Below are 22,016 nucleotides of genomic sequence, written 5' to 3'. Positions count from 1 at the left end.
GTCAGAAGAGGCGGCCGCCGTTCGGAACGGGCTCGGACGGTGCGATCAGCACGACCTTGCCGTCTGAATCGGGAAAGCCCAGCGTCAGCACCTCGGACATCATCGGCCCGATCTGCCGCGGCGGGAAATTGACCACCGCGGCGACCTGGCGGCCGACGAGCGTCTCCGGCGAATAATGGTCGGTGATCTGGGCCGAGGATCGCTTGGTTCCGATCGTGTCACCGAAATCGATCGTCAGCTTGAACGCAGGCTTGCGGGCCTCGGGAAAGGGCTCGACCGCGATGATCGTCCCGACCCGGATATCGACCCTAGCAAAGTCGTCGAACGCGATTCCGGGCTCGGCCATCGTCAGAAGTCCACATTGTCGTAATGCGCGGGCGGCGCGATCAATTCCATGCGTTCGCTCAGCAAGGGACGAAAGCTCGGCCGGCTCTTGAACCCGCGATACCAGCGTGCCGTCTGGTCGTGCCCCTTCCAGTCGATCCCGCCGAGATAATCCGTGACCGAGATCTGCGCCGCGGCGGCCAGATCGACCAGGCTCATCGTCGCGCCGCCCAGCCAGTTGCGGTGATCGAGCAGGTAATCGGTGTAGTCCAGATGCCCCACCGCTGCCTTCATCGCCTCGCGCAGGCCCTTGGCATCGGGTGCGGCGCGGTGCGCGAGGCGCTTGACCATCCGCTCGTGGAGCAAGGGGCCGGTCACGTCGCGATAGAAATGCGTGTCGAACCACGTCACCAGCCGGCGGATCTCCGCGCGGTTGGTCGCGGTGCCGTTGATCATCGCCGACTTCTCGACGGTTTCCTCGAAAAATTCGCAGATCGCCATCGAATCGATCAGCGGCGCGACGCCGCGCGACGCATCGACCATCACCGGCGTCTGACCCGCGGGGTTCATGTCCATGAACTCGTCACGCCGCTCCCAGGGCGATTCGCGGACGAGCTCGTAGCCGATGCCCTTCTCGCCCAGCAGCAAGCGCACCTTTCGCGAGAAGGGACATAAGGGGAATTGATAAAGCTGCCACATAGCGTCCGTTTAGGCGGCATCGGGCGGGTGTGTCACTAGCGCGGGTTTGCCGGCGCGTAAGAAGATTGGGTTCGCGCGGAGACGCGGAGGCGCGGAGGTGTCGCGCTCGCTGTGAGCGAAGCTCCTTCATCACCGTTCGCGATCAAGAAGCGAAGAGGGGATTCAAGCTCCGCGTCTCCGCGTCTCCGCGTGAACCCCCTTCTTTCCCCCTCCCCGGCGAAGGCCGGGGCCCAATTGGGGGCCGTAGGTAACGAGGCACCGCGCTCCGTTACTGCAACCTTTCCAACTGGGCCCCGGCCTTCGCCGGGGTGGAATAAGCGGCAGAGCTATTCAGCCGCGACCAGCTCCGCGCTGTCATCCAGCGGATGCGGCAGCCGCGTCAGCATTTCCTTCGGCACGATCTGCCAGAAATGCGGTGCCACCCGGTCCCAGTCCTCGAGCAGGCCCTTCGACCATTTGCTGTCGGTCGTATCCGCATGGTCGCGGACGAGGTCGAGCAGGACGTCCGCCCAGTGGAGCGATTTCACCCGGTCCCAGGTGATGTTCTCAGGGTTGGCACGCTTTGCGAACAGGACCTCGGGATCGTAGACGAACGCCATCCCGCCGGTCATCCCAGCGCCGAAGTTCGCCCCCACCGCGCCGAGCACGACCGCGATTCCGTTGGTCATGTATTCGCAGCCGTTCGCGCCGCAGCCCTCGACGACAACGGTCGCACCCGAGTTGCGGACCGCGAACCGCTCGCCTGCCTGCCCCGCCGCGAACAGCCGGCCGCTGGTCGCGCCATAGAGCACGGTGTTGCCGATGATCGTGTTGTCCTGGCTGGCGAGCGGCGAGCTCACCGCGGGCCGGACGATGATCGTCCCCCCCGACAGTCCCTTGCCGACATAGTCGTTCGAATCGCCGAACACCTCGAGCGTGATCCCCTTGCAGAGGAACGCGCCGAGCGACTGGCCGGCCGAGCCGCGCAACCGGATCGTGACGTGATCGTCGGCGAGCGTCGACATGCCGAACTTGCGCGTGATCTCGCTCGACAGCCGCGTGCCCACCGCGCGGTGCGTGTTGCGCACCGAATAGGTCAGCTGCATCTTCTCGCCGCGCGAGAACACCGCCGCGGCATCCTTGATGATCTGCGCGTCGAGGCTGTCGGGCACTTCGTTGCGGAAGGTCGAGAGCGAGAAACGCCGCTCGGCATCCGAGGCGTCGACCTTGGCGAGGATCGGGTTGAGATCGAGATCGTCGAGATGCTCGGCACCGCGGCTGACCTGCCGCAACAGCTCGGTACGGCCGATCACGTCGTCGAGGCTCTTCACGCCCAGCCGCGCGAGGATGTCGCGCACTTCCTCGGCGATGAACGTCATCAGGTTGATGACCTTCTCGGGCGTGCCGACGAACTTCTGCCTGAGCGCGTCGTTCTGCGTGCAGATACCGACCGGACAGGTGTTCGAATGACACTGGCGGACCATGATGCAGCCCATCGCCACCAGCGACAGCGTGCCGATCCCGAACTCTTCCGCGCCGAGGATCGCGGCGATCACGATGTCGCGTCCGGTCTTGAGCCCGCCATCGGTGCGCAGCCGCACGCGCCCGCGCAGGCCGTTGAGCGTCAGCACCTGGTTGACCTCGGACAGCCCCATTTCCCACGGCGTGCCCGCATATTTGATCGACGTCTGCGGCGACGCGCCGGTCCCGCCGACATGCCCCGCGATCAGGATCACGTCGGCATGCGCCTTCGCGACGCCCGCCGCCACGGTGCCGATGCCCGCCGAGCTGACGAGCTTCACACAGACCCGCGCGCGCGGATTGATCTGCTTCAGGTCGTAGATGAGCTGCGCCAGATCCTCGATCGAGTAGATGTCATGGTGCGGCGGCGGCGAGATCAACGTCACGCCGGGCGTCGCATGACGCAGCTTGGCGATAAACTCGGTCACCTTGAAGCCGGGCAGCTGGCCGCCCTCGCCGGGCTTGGCGCCCTGCGCGACCTTGACCTCGATCTCCTCGCACGCGTTCAGATATTCCGCGGTCACGCCGAACCGGCCGGAGGCGATCTGCTTGATCGTCGAGTTCGCATTGTCGCCGTTCGCGTACGGCACGAAGCGCGACTTGTCCTCGCCACCCTCGCCCGACACCGCCTTCGCGCCGATCCGGTTCATCGCGATCGCCAGCGTCTCGTGCGCCTCGGGAGAGAGAGCGCCGAGCGACATGCCCGGCGTCACGAACCGCTTGCGGATCTCGGTGATCGCCTCGACCTGGTCGACGGGCACGCCCTCGGCCGGGAAGTTGAACTGGAGAAGGTCGCGCAGATACACCGGCGGCAGGTCGGACACCCCGCGCGAGAATTGCAGGTAGCTCGTATAGCTGTCGGTCGCGACCGCGGTCTGGAGCAGGTGCATCAGCTGCGCCGAATAGGCATGCGTCTCGCCGGTGTGGCGCTGGCGATAGAAGCCGCCGATCGGCAGCGTCGCGACCGCCGGATCGAACGCCGCATCGTGGCGATCGGTCGCGTTGACGTGGAGCGAGGCATAGCCCTCGCCACTGATCTTCGCGGGCATGCCGGGGAACAGGTCGTTCACCAGGCTGCGCGAGAGGCCGACCGCCTCGAAATTATACCCGCCACGGTAGGACGAGATGACCGCGATGCCCATCTTCGACATGATCTTGAGCAGCCCCTCTTCGACCGCGACGCGGTGGCGGCGGAGGCATTCGGCGAGATCGAGATCACCGAACAGTCCGCGGCTCTGGCGATCGACGATCGCGGCCTCGGCCAGATACGCGTTCACGGTGGTCGCGCCGACGCCGATCAGCACGGCATAATAGTGCGTGTCGAGGCATTCCGCGGTGCGCACGTTGATCGACGCATAGGAGCGCAGGCCGCGACGGACGAGATGCGTGTGCACCGCCGCCACCGCGAGCACGCCGGCGATGCCGACGCGGTCCTCGCCGATCGCCTCGTCGGTCAGGAACAGTTCGCTCTTGCCCTGGCGGACCGCCTGCTCGGCCTCGTTGCGGATCCGCTGGATCGCCGCGCGCAGCTTCTCCGGGCCGCCGCCCGCGTCGAAGGTGCAGTCGATCTCGGCGACCGCGCCGCCGAAATGCGCCTTCAGCCGCGCCCAATGCTCACCGGTGAGCACCGGTGAATCGAGCACCAGCACGCGCTCGCGCTGGTCGCGCACGTCGAGGATGTTGGCGAGATTGCCGAACCGCGTCTTGAGCGACATCACGTGCCGCTCGCGCAGAGGATCGATCGGCGGGTTGGTCACCTGGCTGAAATTCTGACGGAAGAACTGGCTGATCAACCGCGGTTTGTCCGAAATGACCGCGAGCGGCGTGTCGTCGCCCATCGATCCGATCGCTTCCTTGGCCGATTCGACCATCGGCGACAGGATCAGCTCCATGTCCTCGATCGTCTGCCCGGCCGCGACCTGGCGTCGTGCCAGCTCGGCGCGATCATAGCGGACCACGGCGTCCTCGACCGACGGCAGGTCTGCCAGCGTGTGGAACTCGCCGATCATCGCGGCATAGTGGGCCTCGCCGGAGATGCGATCCTTGACCGCGCGGTCCTGCAACAGCCGTCCTTCGTCGAGGTCGACCGCGATCATCTCGCCCGGCCCGAGCCGCCCCTTGGCGATGATCGTCGATTCGGGGACGACAACCATCCCGCTTTCCGATCCGACGATCAGCAGCCCGTCGACGGTCAACGTGTAGCGCAGCGGCCTGAGCGCGTTGCGGTCCATGCCTGCGACGGCCCAGCGGCCATCGGTCATCGCCAGCGCGGCCGGGCCGTCCCATGGCTCCATCACCGACGCCAGATACTGGTACATCGCGCGGTGCTCGGGCGGCATGTCGGGGCTCGCGGCCTCGGGCACCAGCATCAGCTTTGCGGTCGGCGCGTCGCGGCCCGAGCGGCAGATCGCCTCGAACACCGCATCGAGCGCGGCGGTATCGGACGCGCCTGCCGGGATCACCGGCTTGATGTCCTCCGAATTATCGCCGAACGCGAGGCTCGCCATCCGGATCTCGTGGGAGAGCATCCAGTTCTTGTTGCCGCGGATCGTGTTGATTTCGCCGTTATGCGCAAGGCACCGGAACGGCTGCGCCAACCACCATTGCGGGAAGGTGTTGGTCGAATAGCGCTGATGGAAGATCGCGACGCGGCTCTCGAACCGCTGGTCGCACAAATCAGGATAGAAGACCGACAGCGATTCGGCGAGGAAGAGCCCCTTGTAGATGATCGAGCGGCACGACAGCGAACAGATGTAGAAGCCCTGGATCTGCGCCGCGATCACGCGCTTCTCGATACGCCTGCGGACCAGGTACAGTGTCTTCTCGAACTCGGCAGCGTCCTGCTCGTCGGGCAGCGGCCCGGCGATCATGATCTGCTCGATCTCAGGGCGCGTCGCCTGCGCCTTCTGGCCGATCACCGACACGTCGACGGGCACTTGGCGCCAGCCATAGATGGTATAGCCCGCCTCGATGATCGCGCTCTCGACGATCGTCCGGCAATCCTCCTGCGCCCCCAGATCGGTGCGCGGCAGGAAGATCATGCCGACCGCGAGCCGGTTCGGCCGCACCTTGTGCCCCGAGGCGGCGACCGCGTCGTCGAAGAACTTGAGCGGAAGGTCGATGTGAAGCCCAGCGCCATCGCCGGTCTTGCCGTCCGCATCGACCGCGCCGCGGTGCCACACCGCCTTCAGCGCATCGACCGCGGACTGCACGACGCGCCGCGAGGCGCGGCCGTCGGTCGCGGCGACGAGCCCGACGCCGCAGGCATCACCCTCGAACTCGGGGCGGTACATGCCGTGTTCGGCGAGATATTGGCGCTGATCGGTGCTGGAATCGGTCATCGTCACTTCTTCTTTTGCTCGGGCGTGGCAACGTGCTTGGCGAATTCGGCGACATCGGCCTGCATGTGGCGCATCGAGGATTCCATCATCGACCGCTGCCACGCGGCGACGTCAGGATCGGCCATGATCGTCAGCGACTGCTGCATGTACAGGCGTCCGCTCGGCGTCGCGAAGAACGCCTTGATGTCGCGACACTGGGCAACGTCGAAGCGGCGCGCATAGGCACGCGCCATCGCATCGAACATGCCCGGCATGCCGTCGCGCATCAACGTCAGCGTGCGAGTCTGCTGCTGGTTCATGAAGGCGGCAAACTGCGCCTGCATCTGCGGATTTTTAGCCATTGCGCTGCTGAACATCGGGCTCTGCGCCATGCCCTGCTGGAGATTGCCCAACATCGGCGCGATCATGCCCTCGATCATCCGCGCGCGCGATTCGGGAGGCATCAAGACGTCGATCAATTCGCGCGCTGCTGCGAGTCGGGCCGGATCAGGGGCCGCGGCGGCAACAGGCGCTGCCTGCGCATGCGCCGCCGACGGGACTACCGCACCCGCCAGCAAAACCGCCCCGAGAAACCCGAGCCTCATGCCGCGACCTTCGCGCTGGCCGCCTTCGCCTTGAGATACTTGTGCATCGTCGCCGCCACGTCGCGCCCGTCACGGATCGCCCACACAACCAGGCTTGCGCCGCGGACGATGTCGCCCGCCGCGAACACGCCGTCGAGGCTGGTCATCAGCGTCTTGCCGTCGACCAGCACGGTGCCCCAGCGGCTCACCCCCAGTTCGGGCGTCGCGAACAGCGTCGGCAGGTCCTCGGCATCGAAGCCCAGCGCCTTGATGACGAGGTCGGCATCGACCGAATAGTCGCCGGCAGGATCAGGTTCGGGCGTGCGGCGACCGCTCGCATCGGCCGCGCCGAGGCGCATCTTGCGCACTTTGACGCTCGACACAGCCTCGCCGCCGTCGAAGCTCTGCGGGCCCGACAGCCAGACGAATTCGACGCCCTCTTCCTCGGCATTGGCGACTTCGCGCTGCGACCCCGGCATGTTCGCGCGGTCGCGGCGATAGAGGCACTTCACCGACTTGGCGCCCTGGCGGATCGCGGTGCGGACACAGTCCATTGCGGTATCGCCGCCGCCGATCACGACGACGTCCTTGCCCTCGGCATTCAGGCTGCCGTCGTCGAAGGCGGGGACCGCATCACCGAAACCCTTGCGGTTCGACGCGACGAGAAAGTCGAGCGCGGCGACCACGCCATTGGAGCCGCCACCGGGGAGGTCCATCGCGCGCGCCTTGTACACCCCGGTCGCGATCAGGATCGCGTCGTGGCGCTGGCGCAGCTCGTCGAGGCTCGCATCGTCACCGACCGCAAAGCCTTCATGAAACACGATCCCCGCGGTCTTCAGTCGCTCGACCCGACGCATGACGATCGGCTTTTCGAGCTTGAACCCGGGAATGCCATAGGTGAGCAAACCGCCCGCGCGGTCGTAGCGATCATAGACATGCACGTCATAGCCGTGGCCGCGCAGATATTCGGCGGCGCTCAGCCCGGCAGGCCCTGCCCCGATCACGCCGACCGACTGGCCGCGCGACTTGCCGGGGACCAGCGGCTCGACCCAGCCATTCTCCCAGGCGGTGTCAGTGATGAACTTCTCGACCGAGCCGATCGTGACCGCGCCGTGGCCCGTGAACTCGATGACGCAATTACCCTCGCACAGCCGGTCCTGCGGACAGATGCGACCGCAGATCTCGGGCATGGTCGAGGTCGCGTTGCTCAGCTCATACGCCTCGCGGAGCCGGCCCTCGGCGGTCAGGCGCAGCCAGTCGGGGATATGGTTGTGGAGCGGACAATGGACCGAGCAATAGGGCACGCCGCATTGCGAACAGCGCCCCGCCTGCTCTTCGGCGGGCTCGACCGCATAGCGCGCGGCGATCTCGCGGAAATCGTCCGCGCGTTCCGCCGCATTACGCTTGTCGGGATAGGATTGCTCCCGCCCGACGAATTTGAGCATCGAATCGTTCGCCATGAATGCCTCCGACAATCGCGTTATTGCGTCGTCGGAGGTTTGTCACGGTAAAATCACTCATTAAGTCAGCTATACTGACCTATAAATTATGCCAAATTTGGCAGGACGGCGAATATATTCACAAATCTCACAGAATATATCCCGACCCGGACCTATTTCGACAGAAGCCATACGAGCGCGGCGGAGCCCGCGGCGATGCGATACCAGGCAAACGGCACAAACCCGTGCTTTGTGACGATCCCGACGAACCATTTGACCACCAGCAACGCGACGACGAACGAAACGAGCGCGCCGATCGCGATCGACAGCAGGCCGACACCCTCGCCGCTGGTCAGCGCCGCATGGTTCTTCATCAGTTCGAGCCCGCTCGCCCCCAGCATCGTGGGGATGGCGAGGAAGAAGCTGAACTCGGCGGCGGTGCGCCGCTCGACGCCGAGTGCCAGCGCCCCGAGAATCGTTGCGCCCGAGCGGCTGACGCCAGGGATCATCGCGAGGCACTGGAGCAGGCCGATCCCGACGACGGTGCGCAGCGGGATGTCCGCGACACCGCTGATGTCGCTGCGCGGTGCGAACCGCTCGACCGCCAGAATGGCGAAGCCGCCAACGACCAGCGCGATCGCGACCACCTCGGCATTGCCGAGCAGCGCCTCGATATAATGGTGCAGCGCCAGCCCGATCACCGCGGCAGGGATGAAGGCGACCACCAGATTGCGCAGAAACAGCCAGGATTTCGGCTCGCGGCGAATGAGGCCCATGCCCACCGCCCAGAAGGTCCGCCAGTACAGGACCACGATCGCAAGGATCGCGCCGAGCTGGATGACGACGTTGAACACCTCCCAGCGCCCCGCATCATAGCCGAGCAGCCGCGTCGCGAGGATGAGATGGCCTGTCGACGAGACCGGCAGGAATTCGGTGATCCCCTCGACGATGCCGAGAAGGATGACGGTAAGAAGTTCGGACACGCAAAAGCTCCCGCAGCGCGGTGAATCAGGACTGGTCGATCAGTGTCGATGGCGGCTGGACCCGCATCGGGATCAGACCACGTGGGTCGCCGAATGCGTGTCCACCCCAGTCTCGACACGAGTCTCGGCGCGGCGACCAAACCGCCCGGCCTTGCGAAAACGGACGAGCCACCCCGGCGCGACCGTCGACATCGGCGTCGCCTCGATCCCCATCGCCTTCAACCCGTCGACTCCGGTGACGATATTGTCGCTCTGCAGCATCCGCCACTGATCCTGGGTGATCGGCGCGCCTGGCAGGAACCCGGCCTTGGCGATCAGTGCCCCGGCAAAATCAGGCAATTCGACGATCGACGGTTCGCGGCCGATCGCGGCGGCGATCCAGCGGATCAGGTTGCCCATGGTGATGACGTCCGGTCCGCCAATCTCCAGCGTCTTGCCGCCGAACGTCTCGGGAGCCGCGGCCGCGGCGACGATCGCGTCCGCGACATTGCCGACGAACACGGGCTGAAACTTGGCACCGGCGCGCAGCACGGGCACGACCGGCGCCTTGGCGATCATCCCGGCGAAGCGGTTCACGAACTGATCCTCCTGCCCGAAGATGATCGACGGCCGCAGGATCGTCGCGTTGGGGAAGGCCGCGCGGACCGCCGCCTCGCCCTCGCCCTTCGACTTGCCATAGGCCGACTCCGATGCGGCGTCCGCACCGATCGCCGAGACATGGATCAGCGCGCCGACCCCCGCCTTGGCGGCGGCCTCCGCCACGGTCCGCGCGCCGAGCGTCTGGACGCCGTGGAAATCACCCGCCAGCACCCCGACCAGGTTCACGACGATGTCCGCACCCTGCACCGCCTGTGCGATCGTCGCGGGCTTGGTCACGTCGGCGCCGACGAATTGCGTCTGCCCGAGCCCGCCGAGCGGCTTGAGAAAAAACGCCTGTCGCGGATCGCGCTGTGCGATCCGGACCCGCGCACCCGACGCCAGCAGCGCCTGCGCGACATAGCGGCCGACGAAACCTCCGCCTCCGATCAGCGTCACCAGTCTGTCGTTCATCGCCCGTCCGTCCAATTCTTTATGCCTGCCCGCCCTTTGCCCCAGCAAGAGGGTTGTTGACAAGCATCGCAACCCTCCACTAGAGGCGCCCTCCTACCCCGTGCCCGGATGGCGGAATTGGTAGACGCACCAGCTTCAGGTGCTGGCGATCGCAAGGTCGTGGAGGTTCGAGTCCTCTTCCGGGCACCATATCTCGCCAGGCGGGTGAGACGACGGTCAGCGCCTTAGGCGGACCGTCGGGCGACAGATCGGCAATGCCCCAAGCAATCAGATCTTAGCTCACGAATTACCGACCACCTCGGCAACCGAAGCCCGGTCCACCCCCGTCAGATCAGCGCTCCAGCGCCAGGCCTGCTGCCCGGGTTCGATGCACTGCGGCACGCGCGTCCGGCTTGAGCTGGCCGACCTCAGCCACACGCCGCTCCAGACTTCGGAAAGACTGTCAAAGACAGTGACGGGTTCGGGTCAACCGCCCTTCCTCCGCAGTAGCATTCAGGTCCATGGTATCGGTCCCATATTCATTCCACGGATCAATCAGCCCTGATCTGCATCATAGTTAATGAAGATATCGGACATTATCCCCTATAGTAAGTGTCTGCCCGGACCACTTCCCGATCTTCCTCGAGACTGCATCCACGCCGGTGAAATTGCGTCTTGAGACCGTGCCGCACGGCTTTTGGAAGAAAATGAATAGCAAATGGCATAATAGGTTCAAATCGGATGTTGATTATAGGGCTCTATAGGCGTAGGCGTCGATCAAAGACTGGAGCATATCATGTCCGAAGACATTATTGAGCTGAACGCTGTTGAATTGGCGACCGAACTGACGATCGCGTGGCTGACAAACCCCAATACGCGCACGTCCGCGGAAGAGGTTCCGTCGTTCCTCGGCAAGATGCACGACACCGTGTCTGCATTGCTGGGCACGTCGACGGAGGAGCCCGTGGTCGAGCCCGTCGCCGAATACACCCCGGCAGTCTCGGTCCGGAAATCGCTGGCATCGAAAGATCACATCATCTCGATGATCGACGGCAAGCCGTACAAGACACTGCGCCGTCACCTGGCGACGCACGGCATGACGCCGATCGAATATCGCGAACGCTACGGGCTGAAGCCGGACTATCCAATGGTCGCCGAGACCTATTCGGAAAGCCGCCGTGCCATGGCCAAGAAGATCGGTCTCGGTCGCAAGCCCGGCGCCCGCAAGACCGAAGCCCCGGCTGCCGCGCCGCAGCGCAAGCGCAAGGTCGAGGCTGTCGCCGAATAGACGACGCAAGGCGACCGATCTGAGCGCCTGCAGGGGCCGGTGGTTCGCCACCGGCCCCTTTTCGCATTAGGCAGGTCGCACGCCCCGTTGCCGCCCCTCACCGCCCCGGCGGACACCGGCCGGGTTGTCGCGCCGGGCTAGCTGCCGAAACGACCCCGACGGTAGAGCAGCGTGATCGCGACGCGCCGGTTGCGCGGATCGCTCGGGTTCTTGACGATCAGCGGCTCGCGGTCCGCGACACCCTCGATCCGTTCGAAGCGCGCCTCGGGCGTGCCGCCGGCGAGCAGCCGCCGTCGTGTCGCCTCGGCGCGCCCCGACGAGAGCATCCAGTTGTTCATCGCGCGCGGATCGCCATAGGGCACGCTGTCGGTGTGCCCGCGGATCATGATCGGGTTCGCCGACCCTGCAATGGATCCCGCGATCATCCCGATCAGATCGCCTGCCCTGGCGTCGAGCGCCGTCGTGCCCAGCGCGAACATCGAATAATCGGCATCGTCGATCAGGTCGATGCGCATCCCGTCCTGCGTCGGCACGAAGCGGATGTGGCTCGCGAGACGCGACAGGTTCTTCGACTGTTCGATCTGGCGGAGCACCTTGCGGCGCATCGCGTCGAAATTGCGGCGATCTTCCGCATTCAGCGCGTCGAGCCCCTTCTTGTTGCCCTTGGGCCCGGTGCCGGTGTCCGCGCCGCCCGCCCCTGCGTTCGGAATGGCGATCTGCGGCAGGCTGGTCTGCCCCGCTTGCGGACCGATCTTGTTCTTCGACAGGATCGATTCGCCACCGAGCAGCGCACCGCCGCCGATCCCCAGCGTGTGCGTGTCGATCAGCGTCGGCGCGAAATAGTCGGCAATGCCCTTGCGCTGTTTCTCGGTCGTCGCGCCGAGGATCCAGAGCAGCAGGAAGAACGCCATCATCGCAGTCACGAAATCGGCATAGGCGACCTTCCACGCACCGCCATGATGGCCGCCATGGCCCTCGATATAGACCTTCTTGACGATGATCTTGGGCGGCTGGTTCGCCCCGTGCGGCGCGCGTGCCATCCTACTTCCCGCGCAGCCCGTCAAAGACTTCGGCGAAGCCCGGCTGGTTGCGGTGCGCGATCCCCGAGCGCGCCGCCTCGATCACCAGCGGCTGCGGATGACCGTGGAGCGAGGCGATGATGATCTGCTTCACCACGCCGTAGATCGAGGCATCGGCGTCGAGCACCTGCTTCAGCCGGTTCGCGAGCGGCGCGACCATGCCATAGGCCAGCAGCACGCCCATGAACGTGCCAACCAGCGCCGACCCGATCATCGAGCCGAGCACCGACGGCGGCTTGTCGATCGATCCCATCGTCTTCACCACGCCGAGCACTGCCGCGACGATGCCGAGCGCGGGCAGCGCGTCGGCGAGGCTGGTCAGCGTGCCGTGCGCGCTTTCCTCCTCGTGATGATGCGTCTTGATCGACTGGTCCATCACCTCCTCGACCGCGTGCACGTCGAGTGTACCGCTTGACACCACGACGAGGCGCAGCGTGTCGGCGATCAGGTTGATCAGCGCATGGTCCTTCAGCAGCTTGGGGTATTCGGCGAAGACCGCGGAGGAATTGGGATCCTCGACATGCGGCTCGAGCGCGATCGGCCCGTCGACGCGCAGCATCTTCATCAGCTTGCTGACGAGGAAGATGACGTCGAGATAATCCTGCTTCTTGTATTTCGGGCCCTTGAACACCTTCATCAGCCCGCCGCCGAGCCCTTTGAGCTCCTTGCCCGAATTGCCGATGATCAGCGCGCCGGCGGCGGCACCGCCGATGATGAGCATCTCGTGCGGGATCGCCTCGAGCACGGGGCCGAGCGCGCCGCCGGTGAACGCGAAGCCGCCGAACACCATGACGAGCAAAACGACGATGCCGATAATCGGAAACATGGTGCTGGAAATTCCCCCAAAGCCCGGAATGCCGGCCCTGTCACCGGAGGATTAACCGGATTTCGTAGCCATCCGGTTACCGGACCCGCCCGATCCGCTCTATAAATGCGCTCAGCGAAGATAATCGAACAGCGACAGCGCGCTGAGCTTCGAGAAGCTCGCCTGAGTCGCCGACAGGATCGTCATCGTCTTCTGCAATTCGGTGATCGCCGTCGTGATGTCGGTGCCCTCGATCGACTGACGGGTATCCTCGCGGTCGACCGCGACGTCCTTCAGCCGGGCGGTTTCCAGATCGACCCGCGACGCGCGCGCGCCGAGCGACGCCTGGATCGACGACACCTGTTCCGACGCCGCCGACAGATCGTCGAGCGCGGTATCGAGCGCGGCGGGATCGTAGCTTTCGGCCTGGAGCGCGGTCGCGATCGCGCTCAATACCGCCAGCGTATCCTTGCCGTCGGCGCGCAGCACGCGCGACGCCGATTCGTTCGCCTGGACGCTCGCGCCGTCGCCGACCGGGATCGGCGAGACGCTGGTCGCGGCCAGCGCATAGCTGCCATCGGGCTGCTTCACCGCCGCGGGCCCGCCGTCCGCGCCGCCGAAGATCGGCTGGCCGCGCAGGTCCTTCACGTTCGCGAGACTCGCGATCGTATCGACGATGCCCGCAATTTCGACGCCGATCGCCTTGCGCGCATCGCCGCTCAGCGTGCCGTTGCGCGCCTGCACCGTGAGTTCGGACACGCGCTGCAACTGCGCGGTGATCGCGCTGAGCGTGGTGTCCGACTGTTTCAGCACCGATGCGGCGGTCGTCAGGTTCGCGGCATAGGCCTTGTCGTCGACCGCATCGCGCGCGAGCCCCGCCAGCCGCTGATAGGCGGCGCTGTCGGACGAGGGCGCGGTGAATTTGATGCCGGACGAGATCTGCGTCTGCAACGCGTCCGCCTGCTTCGACAGCGTATTCATCGCCTTGGCCGAGCGGTCGTAGAACAGGCTGGTCGCGATCTGCATAAGGCCTACCGGATCTCGAGGATGGTCTGGAGGATGTCGCGCGCGGTCTGGATGACGCGGCTCGACGCCTGATAGGCCTGCTGGAAGCGGAGCAGGTCGACCGCCTCACTGTCGAGATCGACACCGCTGCCCGAATCGCGTGCGCTCACCGCGCCGTCGCGGATCGCACCCTGCGCATCGCCGACCAGCCTGCGCTGCTCCAGCGACGCCGCGTTGCTCGTGATCATGTTGGTCAGCCGCTGTTCGCTGCCCGTCGTCGGGTCGCGCGTCGCGAGCAGCGCGGCCAGGTTCGACGCATCGCGCGCGCCGCCGGTCGCGCCCGCCGCGGCGATGCCGCGCGGATCGGTCAGCGCGACGGTGATGCTGGTCGGCGTGTCGCCGGTCTTGAACAACGGCGTGCCCGCCTTGCCGTCGAGATCGCGCCCCTGTGCCTGGATGGCATTGACCTGCGTGGTGAAATCGGTCGCGATGCCGTTCAGCGTGTCGCGCGCCGCGACGATCTTCTGCGCGCCCTCGGCATAGCCGGCCAGCGCGCCGCCCGACGGCGTCACCGCCGATGTCGTGCCCGTCCGCTGCACGACGAACCCGACCGCGCCCTCGTCATTCTTCAGATAGCTGACATTGCCCGCATCGGGGCCCGCCACGAATACCGGGCCGCTCGCCCCGCCCAGCCGCACCGTCGCGCGGCCGAGATCGTCGAACTCCGTGCTGATATCGGTGATCGTGCTCATCTGCTCGAGCAACTGGTCGCGCTGGTCGCCGAGCTGCGCGGCGTTGGTCGACCCCTTCTGGCTGCGCGCGATGCCGTCATTGACCTTGGCGAGCGCGGTGCCCAACGAATTGAGCGTCTGCGTCGCCTGCCGCGTCGCGGTGTCGAGATCGGCCGCCGCGGTATCGAGCGCCTTGCCCGTCGCGGTGAACGCCGCGGCCGCGCTGGTCGCGGATTCGAGCATGACCGACCGGGCCGGGACCGAGGTCGGGTCCGCCGACAGGGTCTGCGCGGCGGAAAAGAAGCTGGTGAGACGATCGCCGAGCTTGTTGTCGGTCAGCGACGTCTCGATCCGCCCGAGCCAGGCCGCCGCGGTCTCCGTCCTGGCAAGATCCGACCCGGCGTTACGGACCGCGAGCGAACGGAACGTGTCGGCCGAGCGCGAGATGCCGGTGACGGTGACGCCGTTGCTGCCCGTCGCGACGCTCGCATTGATGCCACTGCCGATCGAGGTCACCTGGCCGAGATTCGTCGTCCGCCGGGTATAACCCGCGGTGCCGGTGTTCGCGATGTTCTCGGACACGGTGTTCAGCGCGGTCTGGTACGCCCGCACGCCCGACGCGCCGATCGACAGGAGGTCGCTCATGGCGACGGCTCTGCCGCGCCCGGGTTAAGATCGGATTGCGATTTGGCGAGGAAATCGGTCATCGCCTTGCCGATGCCGAGCGGCGTGTGCTCGGCCATCGTCTGCGCGACGCGGGCGTCCTGCATCTCGGTAAAGGTGTCGAGTGCCTTGGATTCGAACAGCGAATCGCTCAATTTCGCCTGGCGCATGCTCTTCAGCATCATGCCGGTGAAAACTGCCTCGAACTTCTTGCCCGCCTTGTCGAGATTGTCGTTCGACTTGAGCCGGCTCGTATCGGTCGAGATGCCGCCCGCATCGATCGGGCCGGGGGCTGCGATCGGGCTCACAGGACGATCAACTCGGCCTTGAGCGCGCCGGCCTCTTTCAACGCCTCGAGGATGGCGACGAGATCGGCGGGCGACGCGCCGATCGCGTTCACCGCCTTGACGATGTCGGCAAGCTTGGGGCCGGGGTTCAGCAGGAACATTGGGCGACGCTCCTCCTCGACCGCGACCGCGCTGTTCGGCGTTACGACGGTCTGGCCCTGGCTGAACGGCGCGGGCTGGCTCACCTGTGGCTTCTCGTCGATCCGCACCGTCAGCTTCCCATGCGTCACCGCGGCAGGCCCCACGCGCACCGCGGAGTTTATAACGACCGTACCGGTGCGCGCATTTACGATTACTTTTGCCGAGGGCTCGGCGGAGACGACGTCGAGATTCTCGATCGTCGACATCAGGGTCGCACGAACGTCCGCCCCGACCGGCGCGCGGACCGCGACCGAGACCGCGTCGATCGCCTGCGCGCTGCCGAAGCCGAGCTTCGAATTGATCGCGCCCGCGACGTTCTGCGCGGTGGTAAAATCGGCGCGCGCAAGGTTGAAGGTCAGCATCGGCGCGCTGTCGAACCCGGTCGCGACCGCGCGCTCGACCGTTGCGCCCTCGGGGATGCGCCCGGTCGAGGGGATGTTGACGACGATCTTCGACCCATCCGCACCTTCCGCGCCAAGCCCGCCGACCGCGAGATTGCCCTGCGCCATCGCATAGATCTGGTTATCCGCGCCGAGCAGCGGCGTCATGATCAGGCTGCCGCCGCGCAGGCTCTTGGCCTTGCCCATCGACGCGACGGTGATGTCGAGCCGCTGGCCGGGCTTGGCGAAGGGCGGCAGTTCGGCGGTGATCATCACCACCGCGGCGTTCTTCATCCCCGGATTGGCGTTGGGCGGCAGCTGCAGCCCGAAGCGCGACGCGACGGCTTTCAGCGACTGGACGGTATATTCCAGATTGTCGTCGCCCGTGCCGGACAGCCCGACGACGATGCCGTAGCCGGTCAGCTGGTTTGACCGGATCCCCTGGAACCCGCCCAGATCCTTGATCCGGTCGGCGGACGCCGGCGCTGCGATCAGGAGCGAGGCGAGAAGGGCGAGCAGGAAGCGCATGGTCACGGCCTCAGAAAGGGCTGACGACGGAGAAGAAGCGGCTGAGCCACCCCTGGCGGCCAGCGCGGGCGACGTCGCCCTTGCCGGTGTACGAGATCTGCGCATCGGCGACCCGCGTCGACAGCACGCGGTTGTCGCGGTCGACATCGGCGGTGCGCACCAGCCCCTTGATCTTCAGGAACTCGTCGCCGCGGTTGAGGGTCACGCGCTTCTGCCCCTGCACGAGCATCGTGCCGTTGGGATAGACTTCGGCGACCGTCACGCTGACCTCGCCCGACAGCGAGTTCGCCTGGTCGGCGGCGCCCGCGCCGTTGAAGTTGCGCCCGCCGCTGATCGTCGCATCGGCGCGGTTGAACAGGTTCAGAGCGCCCGTCGTCGGCGGAGTGATGCTCGCCGAGCCGCTGCTGTCGAGCTTCGAGCCCGAGGATTTCGACGCCGCGGTGCGCTCGACCAGCACGATCGTCAGCGGATCGCCGACTTTCCGCGCACGCCAGCCCTCGTACAGCGCGGCATAGCCGTCCTGCGCCTGGAAGATCGATCCGGTCGCGGGCGACGCCACCGGCACGGGCAGCGGCCGTGCGACTGTGAAGTCCTCGGGCGGCGCCTTCTTGCCGAACAGCCTGGCCTGCGCCGACAGCGGCGCGAGCGTGCCGGCGACAATCGCGAGGAGCGCGATCGACGCGCGCGTGGGGATCGGAAATGCCATGATGCGCCCTGCGATCAGATGTTCTGGTTGACGTATTTCAGCATGTCGTCGGTTGCCGAGATCATCTTCGAATTGACCTCATACGCACGCTGAGTCTCGATCATGTCGACCAGCTCCTCGACGACGTTGACGTTCGACGCCTCGAGCATCCCCTGCCGCACGCGACCGCGGCCATCCTGCCCGGCGACACCCAGATTGGCGGCACCCGACGCGGCGGTCTCGACCAGGTAATTGTCGCCCGTCGCCTGGAGCCCGGCACCATTGGCGAAGCTCGCGACCTGGATCTGGCCGATCTGCTGCGCTTCCGACTGGCCGGGGATCGTCGCCGACACGGTACCGTCCTGGCCGATCGTGATGTTGGTCGTGCCCTCGGGCACGGTGATGCCGGGCATCACCTGATAGCCTTCGCTCGTCACCATCAGCCCCTCGGGGCTGCGCGAGAAATTGCCCGCGCGGGTGTAGCCGAGCGTGCCGCCGGGCATCTGCACCTGGAAATAGCCGTCGCCGTCGAGCGCGAGGTCGAGGCTGTTGCCGGTCGTCTGCATCGACCCCTGCGTATCGATCCGCGCCGTGCCCTGAATCCGGACGCCGGTGCCGAGGTTGAGCCCGGTCGCGTATTTGGTCTCGGACGTCGACTGCGCGCCCGGCGCGGTCACGACCTGGTACGCCAGCGTCTCGAACGCGGCGCGATCCTTCTTGAACCCCGTCGTGTTGACGTTGGCGAGGTTGTTTGAAATGACCCGCATGCGCGTATCCTGGGCATCGAGCCCGGTACGCGCGATATGCATGGCGGAACTGCTCATGGCCTAATCCTTCCTTAGCTCGGCAGGCGCATCAGCGATGCACCGCTTTCATCCATGTCCTTGGCGGACTTCAGCATGTTGGCCTGGACCTCGTAGCTGCGCTGATTCTCGATCATGTCGACCAGCGCCTGCGTCATGTTGACGTTCGATCCCTCGATCGCCCCGCCCTGCACCTTCGCATCGAGATCCTCGGGCAGCACGCCGCCACCGCGCACGCGCAACAGGTTATCGAGCCCCTTGACCGTGTCCGACCCCTTGGTGTCCGCCAGCTTCAGCTTGTCGATCACCTGCGGCGCATTCGCGTCGCCACCCTGCGGCACGATCGAGATCGTCCCGTCGCCCGCGATCGAGAGCGTGTCATAGGGCGGGATCGTGATCGGCCCGCCCGATCCCATCACCGGAAAACCGTCGCCGGTCTGGAGCACCCCCGATGGCGCGATCTCCAGGTCGCCGCGCCGCGTATAGGCTTCGGAGCCGTCCGACGCCTGGACCGCGAGCCATGCGGTCGCGCCGGTGACCGCGACGTCGAGCGGCCGGCCCGTGGTCTGGATCGCCCCCGGCGCGCGGTCGGCGTCGGTCACTTCCTCCGACGTCGGCGCGCGCGCCTCGAACTGCTGGCCACCACCCTTCAGGTCGATCCGGTCGAACACCACGCGGTCGGCGCGGAATCCGGTGGTCGACGCGTTCGCCATGTTGTTGGCGATCGCCGACTGCGCCGCCATGTGCGCGCGCAGTCCCGTCGCCGCGGTGTAGACCAGCTTGTCCATTCAGGGTTCTCCGTCCGCGCCCTGGATCAGCTGCGGATGTTGAAGATGGTCTGCGAGATCTGGCTTGCGGTATCCAAGGCCTTCGAGTTCGCTTGGAAGTTGCGCTGTGCCGCGATCAGCGAGACGAGTTCCTCGGTGATGTCGACGTTCGACCGCTCGATCGTCCCCGACATCAGCTTGCCGAAGCCGTTGACGTCCGCGATGCCGAGCTTGGCCTCGCCCGAAATGCCCGTCGCCGACCAGTAGCTGCTGCCGAGCTGGCGCAGACCCTCGGGGTTCGAGAAGTTGGCGAGCATCACCTGACCGAGCGCCTGCGTGTCGCCGTTCGAAAAGCTCGCCTTGACGATGCCGGACTCGTCGATCGTCACGCCCTGGATCTGGCCGACCGCCTTGCCGTCCTGCGCGCGCGCGGCGACGTTGAACGCCGATGCCAATTGCGTGGTGTCGAGCCCGAAGGTGAAGCCGAACTGCTGCGTCGTGCTGCTGCCTGCGGTGGTGAACGGGTCGAACGCGACCGCAGTGGTCGGCGCGGTCAGCTTGCCGGTGGTATCGAAGTCCAGCTTGACGCTTGCCGCACCGTTGGTGGTCATCGGCTTGTCGCCAACATAGCTGAACACTTCCCAGCTGCTCGTATTGCCGTTGGCGGCATCGGGCGTCGTCGTGCGCTTGAAATAATTGGTCAGCGTCTGCGCATTGCCGCTCGCATCATAGATCGTCGTCTGCGCCGACTGGTTGTAGCTGGTCGGGTCGAACCGGTCGAACGTCGTCGTCGACGGGATCGCCGCATTGGCGCTGAGGTTCAGCGACATCGACACGTTCGCGGTCGGAACCGCCTTGCCGCTGGTCGCGGGAAGCTGAAGGCTGACCGCGGAATCGAGCCCCGATGCGACGACCTTGCCCGACCCGTCGACCGGATAGACTTGAAGATGGCTGCCGTTCGAATCGACCACATAGCGATCGGCATCGACCAGGAAGCCGCCATTGCGCGTATAGTTGACGTTGAGCGACGTCGTGCTGGGCTTCACCACGAAGAAGCCGTCGCCCGACACGGCGAGATCGAGCGCGTTGGCCGACTGGATGAGGTTGCCCTGGCTGAACTGCTGCCGATTGCCCTGCACCACGGTGCCCGAGCCGATCTGCTGCGCGGGGTTCAGCGACACGCTCGACGCGATCACGTCGGCGAATTCGGTACGGCTCTTCTTGAAACCGTTGGTCGAGACGTTCGCGAGGTTGTGCGAGATCGTCGACATTTCGGTCTGCGAGGCCTGGAGGCCGGAAAGCGAGGTATAGAAGGACATCGGGTTACTCCTGGAATTCTGGCAAGCAGCGGGCGATCAGCCGATCTGGCGAACCGCGGTGACGGGGACCTCACCGAGGCCCGGTAGCGTGAGGATGGCGGCACCGGTCGTCGTCGAAACCGACTGAACCGGCGCCCAGACGAGGTTCTGTGATGCAACGGTCGTGCCATTATTCTGGGCGTTGACGATGACCTTGAACGGTCCCGTCCCGGCATCCTCGCCGGTCGCGGTCTTGCCGTCCCAGTCGTAGTTCACGGTGCCCTTGTCGGCGCTGCCGAGCGACATGGTCTTCAGCACGCCGCCATTGGCATCGGTGATCGTGACGTTGACGTTGCTCGCCGCGGCGCCGAGCTCGATCCCGCCGGCCAGTCCGCCGCTGGTCCGCCCATAGGCGGTCTCACCCGCGGTCAGCACGGTCTTGCCGACATAGGCCATCGCATCGCTGGCGCTGGTCACGTTCAGTTTGTCGGCGATCGACTTCATCGTCGTGCTCATCTCGGAAATACCGGCGAGGCTCGAGAACTGCGCCATCTGTGCGACCATCTGGGTGTTGTCGACCGGGTTGAACGGGTCCTGGTTCTGCATCTGCGCGGTCATCAGCTTCAGGAAATCCGACTGGTTGAGCGTCGTCGAATTGGATGCCGTGGTCGTCGTCGCGGCGGTCGTCGCGCGCGTGATGCCGAGGTTCGAAAGCGTCGAGTCGAAGGAACTTGCCATGATCAGCGGCCTAGCTTGAGGGTATCGATGATCAGCGACTTCGCAGTCTGCATCACCTCGACATTGTTCTGGTAGCTGCGCGCGGTCTCCATCATGTCGACCAGCTCGCGCGTTTCATCGACCGCCGCCTCGAAGATGTTGCCATCCTTGTCGGCCATCGGATTGTTCGGGTCATAGCGCTTGGCGGGGGCCTCGCCGGCGGTGACGACCTTCTCGACATCGACCGTCGACATGCCGCTCGCCGCGTCGAAGCTGGTGCGGAACACCGGCTTCATCGTCTTGTACGCAGCCTCCGCGGAGCCGGCGACGCCGCCCGCATTGGCGAGGTTCGACGCGGTGGTGTTCATCCGCAACAGCTGCGCGGACATCGCGCGGCCCGCGACCTGGAAAATCGTCATCGGCGTATTGGCCATCGCTTAGTCCCCCTTCAGCGCGCGGGTGACCTGGCTGATCCGCCCGTTCAGGAACGACAGCGTGGTCTGGTACTGCACCGCATTCTCGGCGAACGCGGTCTGCTCCTGGTTCAGCTCGACGGTGTTGCCGTCCATCGATGTCTGCGTCGGCACACGGTATTTGGTCGCCGCGTCGATCCCGCCCGCACCGTCCGTCTCGAGCGACGCGAGCGCCGACTTGAAGTCGATGTCGCGCGCCTTGAAGCCGGGGGTCGAGGCATTGGCGATGTTCGACGCGAGCACCCCCATGCGCTGCGATCGCACCTCGAGGGCCGCACCATGAACGCCGAACAGCGAATCCCCTGACACTGGACCGAACTCCCGCGCTGAATTGCGCAAGCCGTCCGAAGCAATCGCCGTGCCAGTTCGCTCTCGCCGACCGGATGACGCCGCTTTGCCGCCCGGCGGCAAGCGCGCGGCAACCTGGC

21 protein-coding genes and 1 tRNA gene are annotated in these 22,016 nt (G+C 65.9%); 2 read left to right on the top strand and 20 right to left on the bottom strand.

What is annotated here, in order from left to right; all coding sequences use genetic code 11:
* Position 1: 1 nt before the first annotated feature.
* The 7 genes from C8J24_RS07220 to C8J24_RS07190 all read right to left on the bottom strand — a co-directional run bounded on the left by C8J24_RS07220 (position 2) and on the right by C8J24_RS07190 (position 9,899).
* Positions 2-346, bottom strand: a complete 345-nt coding sequence (locus C8J24_RS07220) for a tRNA-binding protein (protein ID WP_031396480.1) — start codon at positions 344-346, stop codon at positions 2-4.
* Between the two features lie 2 nt (positions 347-348).
* Positions 349-1,023, bottom strand: coding sequence for a glutathione S-transferase family protein (locus C8J24_RS07215; protein ID WP_031396481.1), 675 nt, complete (start codon positions 1,021-1,023; stop codon positions 349-351).
* A 326-nt stretch (positions 1,024-1,349) separates the two neighbouring features.
* Entirely contained in the window at positions 1,350-5,864 is a 4,515-nt protein-coding gene (gene gltB, locus C8J24_RS07210; protein WP_107931275.1) for a glutamate synthase large subunit, read from the bottom strand.
* Positions 5,865-5,866: 2 nt separating this feature from the next.
* Positions 5,867-6,448: a DUF2059 domain-containing protein gene (locus tag C8J24_RS07205; RefSeq protein WP_107931273.1), complete on the bottom strand. Its 582-nt coding sequence runs from the start codon at positions 6,446-6,448 to the stop codon at positions 5,867-5,869.
* On the bottom strand, positions 6,445-7,887 hold the full coding sequence (locus C8J24_RS07200) for an NAD(P)-dependent oxidoreductase (RefSeq protein WP_107931271.1): 1,443 nt from the start codon (positions 7,885-7,887) through the stop codon (positions 6,445-6,447). The genes C8J24_RS07205 and C8J24_RS07200 overlap by 4 nt, the downstream gene beginning before the upstream one ends.
* 152 nt (positions 7,888-8,039) lie before the next feature.
* A complete protein-coding gene (locus C8J24_RS07195) occupies positions 8,040-8,849 on the bottom strand; it encodes an undecaprenyl-diphosphate phosphatase (protein WP_031441542.1) in 810 nt (269 codons plus the stop codon).
* Positions 8,850-8,921: 72 nt separating this feature from the next.
* Positions 8,922-9,899 (bottom strand): complex I NDUFA9 subunit family protein, encoded by a 978-nt coding sequence (locus tag C8J24_RS07190; RefSeq protein WP_107931268.1) that lies wholly within the window; start codon positions 9,897-9,899, stop codon positions 8,922-8,924.
* 102 nt (positions 9,900-10,001) lie between these two features.
* On the opposite strand from C8J24_RS07190, the gene C8J24_RS07185 reads away from it, so the two are divergent.
* Positions 10,002-10,088, top strand: a tRNA-Leu gene (locus tag C8J24_RS07185).
* Between the two features lie 586 nt (positions 10,089-10,674).
* Positions 10,675-11,166 carry a Ros/MucR family transcriptional regulator gene (locus C8J24_RS07180; protein ID WP_031394198.1) on the top strand — a complete coding sequence of 164 codons (492 nt, stop codon included), beginning with the start codon at positions 10,675-10,677 and terminating at the stop codon, positions 11,164-11,166.
* 137 nt (positions 11,167-11,303) lie between these two features.
* Here the strand turns inward: C8J24_RS07180 and C8J24_RS07175 are convergent, their stop codons facing one another.
* The 13 genes from C8J24_RS07175 to C8J24_RS07115 all read right to left on the bottom strand — a co-directional run bounded on the left by C8J24_RS07175 (position 11,304) and on the right by C8J24_RS07115 (position 21,897).
* A complete protein-coding gene (locus C8J24_RS07175; protein WP_031441540.1) occupies positions 11,304-12,206 on the bottom strand; it encodes a flagellar motor protein MotB in 903 nt (300 codons plus the stop codon).
* 1 nt (position 12,207) lies between these two features.
* Entirely contained in the window at positions 12,208-13,071 is an 864-nt protein-coding gene (gene motA / locus C8J24_RS07170; RefSeq protein ID WP_031394196.1) for a flagellar motor stator protein MotA, read from the bottom strand.
* 111 nt (positions 13,072-13,182) lie between these two features.
* Positions 13,183-14,076 (bottom strand): flagellin N-terminal helical domain-containing protein, encoded by an 894-nt coding sequence (locus tag C8J24_RS07165; protein WP_107931266.1) that lies wholly within the window; start codon positions 14,074-14,076, stop codon positions 13,183-13,185.
* Positions 14,077-14,081: 5 nt separating this feature from the next.
* On the bottom strand, positions 14,082-15,431 hold the full coding sequence (flgK, locus tag C8J24_RS07160) for a flagellar hook-associated protein FlgK (protein WP_107931263.1): 1,350 nt from the start codon (positions 15,429-15,431) through the stop codon (positions 14,082-14,084).
* A complete protein-coding gene (locus tag C8J24_RS07155; RefSeq protein WP_031440261.1) occupies positions 15,428-15,757 on the bottom strand; it encodes a rod-binding protein in 330 nt (109 codons plus the stop codon). The genes flgK and C8J24_RS07155 overlap by 4 nt, the downstream gene beginning before the upstream one ends.
* Positions 15,754-16,845, bottom strand: coding sequence for a flagellar basal body P-ring protein FlgI (locus C8J24_RS07150; protein WP_208620921.1), 1,092 nt, complete (start codon positions 16,843-16,845; stop codon positions 15,754-15,756). Before C8J24_RS07150 ends, C8J24_RS07155 begins: the two co-directional genes overlap by 4 nt.
* 10 nt (positions 16,846-16,855) lie before the next feature.
* A complete protein-coding gene (locus C8J24_RS07145; RefSeq protein ID WP_107931259.1) occupies positions 16,856-17,551 on the bottom strand; it encodes a flagellar basal body L-ring protein FlgH in 696 nt (231 codons plus the stop codon).
* A gap of 14 nt (positions 17,552-17,565) precedes the next feature.
* Positions 17,566-18,354: a flagellar basal-body rod protein FlgG gene (flgG, locus tag C8J24_RS07140; RefSeq protein WP_031394684.1), complete on the bottom strand. Its 789-nt coding sequence runs from the start codon at positions 18,352-18,354 to the stop codon at positions 17,566-17,568.
* A gap of 14 nt (positions 18,355-18,368) precedes the next feature.
* Positions 18,369-19,121 (bottom strand): flagellar basal body rod protein FlgF, encoded by a 753-nt coding sequence (locus C8J24_RS07135; protein ID WP_031394683.1) that lies wholly within the window; start codon positions 19,119-19,121, stop codon positions 18,369-18,371.
* 26 nt (positions 19,122-19,147) lie between these two features.
* Positions 19,148-20,419, bottom strand: a complete 1,272-nt coding sequence (locus tag C8J24_RS07130) for a flagellar hook protein FlgE (protein WP_056672988.1) — start codon at positions 20,417-20,419, stop codon at positions 19,148-19,150.
* A 36-nt stretch (positions 20,420-20,455) separates the two neighbouring features.
* Positions 20,456-21,136 carry a flagellar hook assembly protein FlgD gene (locus C8J24_RS07125; protein ID WP_107931257.1) on the bottom strand — a complete coding sequence of 227 codons (681 nt, stop codon included), beginning with the start codon at positions 21,134-21,136 and terminating at the stop codon, positions 20,456-20,458.
* 2 nt (positions 21,137-21,138) lie between these two features.
* Positions 21,139-21,549: a flagellar basal body rod protein FlgC gene (gene flgC, locus C8J24_RS07120; RefSeq protein ID WP_107931255.1), complete on the bottom strand. Its 411-nt coding sequence runs from the start codon at positions 21,547-21,549 to the stop codon at positions 21,139-21,141.
* 3 nt (positions 21,550-21,552) lie between these two features.
* Positions 21,553-21,897, bottom strand: a complete 345-nt coding sequence (locus C8J24_RS07115; RefSeq protein WP_031440256.1) for a flagellar basal body rod protein FlgB — start codon at positions 21,895-21,897, stop codon at positions 21,553-21,555.
* Between the last annotated feature and the right edge of the window lie 119 nt (positions 21,898-22,016).

Origin of the sequence: Sphingomonas aerolata (assembly GCF_003046295.1) — a bacterium.
Lineage (GTDB): Bacteria > Pseudomonadota > Alphaproteobacteria > Sphingomonadales > Sphingomonadaceae > Sphingomonas > Sphingomonas aerolata.
Note: the sequence above shows the minus strand (reverse complement) of the source record. Positions and strands in the feature narration are given on the sequence as shown.

Bases quoted from the DNA above. Each gene is read 5' to 3' on its own strand.
- C8J24_RS07215 (WP_031396481.1), bottom strand. From the start codon at position 1,023: ATGTGGCAGCTTTATCAATTCCCCTTATGTCCCTTCTCGCGAAAGGTG.
- flgK (WP_107931263.1), bottom strand. From the start codon at position 15,431: ATGAGCGACCTCCTGTCGATCGGCGCGTCGGGCGTGCGGGCGTACCAG.
- C8J24_RS07190 (WP_107931268.1), bottom strand. From the start codon at position 9,899: ATGAACGACAGACTGGTGACGCTGATCGGAGGCGGAGGTTTCGTCGGC.
- C8J24_RS07180 (WP_031394198.1), top strand. From the start codon at position 10,675: ATGTCCGAAGACATTATTGAGCTGAACGCTGTTGAATTGGCGACCGAA.
- C8J24_RS07150 (WP_208620921.1), bottom strand. From the start codon at position 16,845: ATGCGCTTCCTGCTCGCCCTTCTCGCCTCGCTCCTGATCGCAGCGCCG.
- C8J24_RS07175 (WP_031441540.1), bottom strand. From the start codon at position 12,206: ATGGCACGCGCGCCGCACGGGGCGAACCAGCCGCCCAAGATCATCGTC.
- C8J24_RS07145 (WP_107931259.1), bottom strand. From the start codon at position 17,551: ATGGCATTTCCGATCCCCACGCGCGCGTCGATCGCGCTCCTCGCGATT.
- C8J24_RS07130 (WP_056672988.1), bottom strand. From the start codon at position 20,419: ATGTCCTTCTATACCTCGCTTTCCGGCCTCCAGGCCTCGCAGACCGAA.
- C8J24_RS07200 (WP_107931271.1), bottom strand. From the start codon at position 7,887: ATGGCGAACGATTCGATGCTCAAATTCGTCGGGCGGGAGCAATCCTAT.
- motA (WP_031394196.1), bottom strand. From the start codon at position 13,071: ATGTTTCCGATTATCGGCATCGTCGTTTTGCTCGTCATGGTGTTCGGC.
- flgG (WP_031394684.1), bottom strand. From the start codon at position 18,354: ATGAGCAGTTCCGCCATGCATATCGCGCGTACCGGGCTCGATGCCCAG.
- C8J24_RS07205 (WP_107931273.1), bottom strand. From the start codon at position 6,448: ATGAGGCTCGGGTTTCTCGGGGCGGTTTTGCTGGCGGGTGCGGTAGTC.
- gltB (WP_107931275.1), bottom strand. From the start codon at position 5,864: ATGACCGATTCCAGCACCGATCAGCGCCAATATCTCGCCGAACACGGC.
- flgC (WP_107931255.1), bottom strand. From the start codon at position 21,549: ATGGCCAATACGCCGATGACGATTTTCCAGGTCGCGGGCCGCGCGATG.
- C8J24_RS07135 (WP_031394683.1), bottom strand. From the start codon at position 19,121: ATGGACAAGCTGGTCTACACCGCGGCGACGGGACTGCGCGCGCACATG.
- C8J24_RS07220 (WP_031396480.1), bottom strand. From the start codon at position 346: ATGGCCGAGCCCGGAATCGCGTTCGACGACTTTGCTAGGGTCGATATC.
- C8J24_RS07125 (WP_107931257.1), bottom strand. From the start codon at position 21,136: ATGGCAAGTTCCTTCGACTCGACGCTTTCGAACCTCGGCATCACGCGC.
- C8J24_RS07165 (WP_107931266.1), bottom strand. From the start codon at position 14,076: ATGCAGATCGCGACCAGCCTGTTCTACGACCGCTCGGCCAAGGCGATG.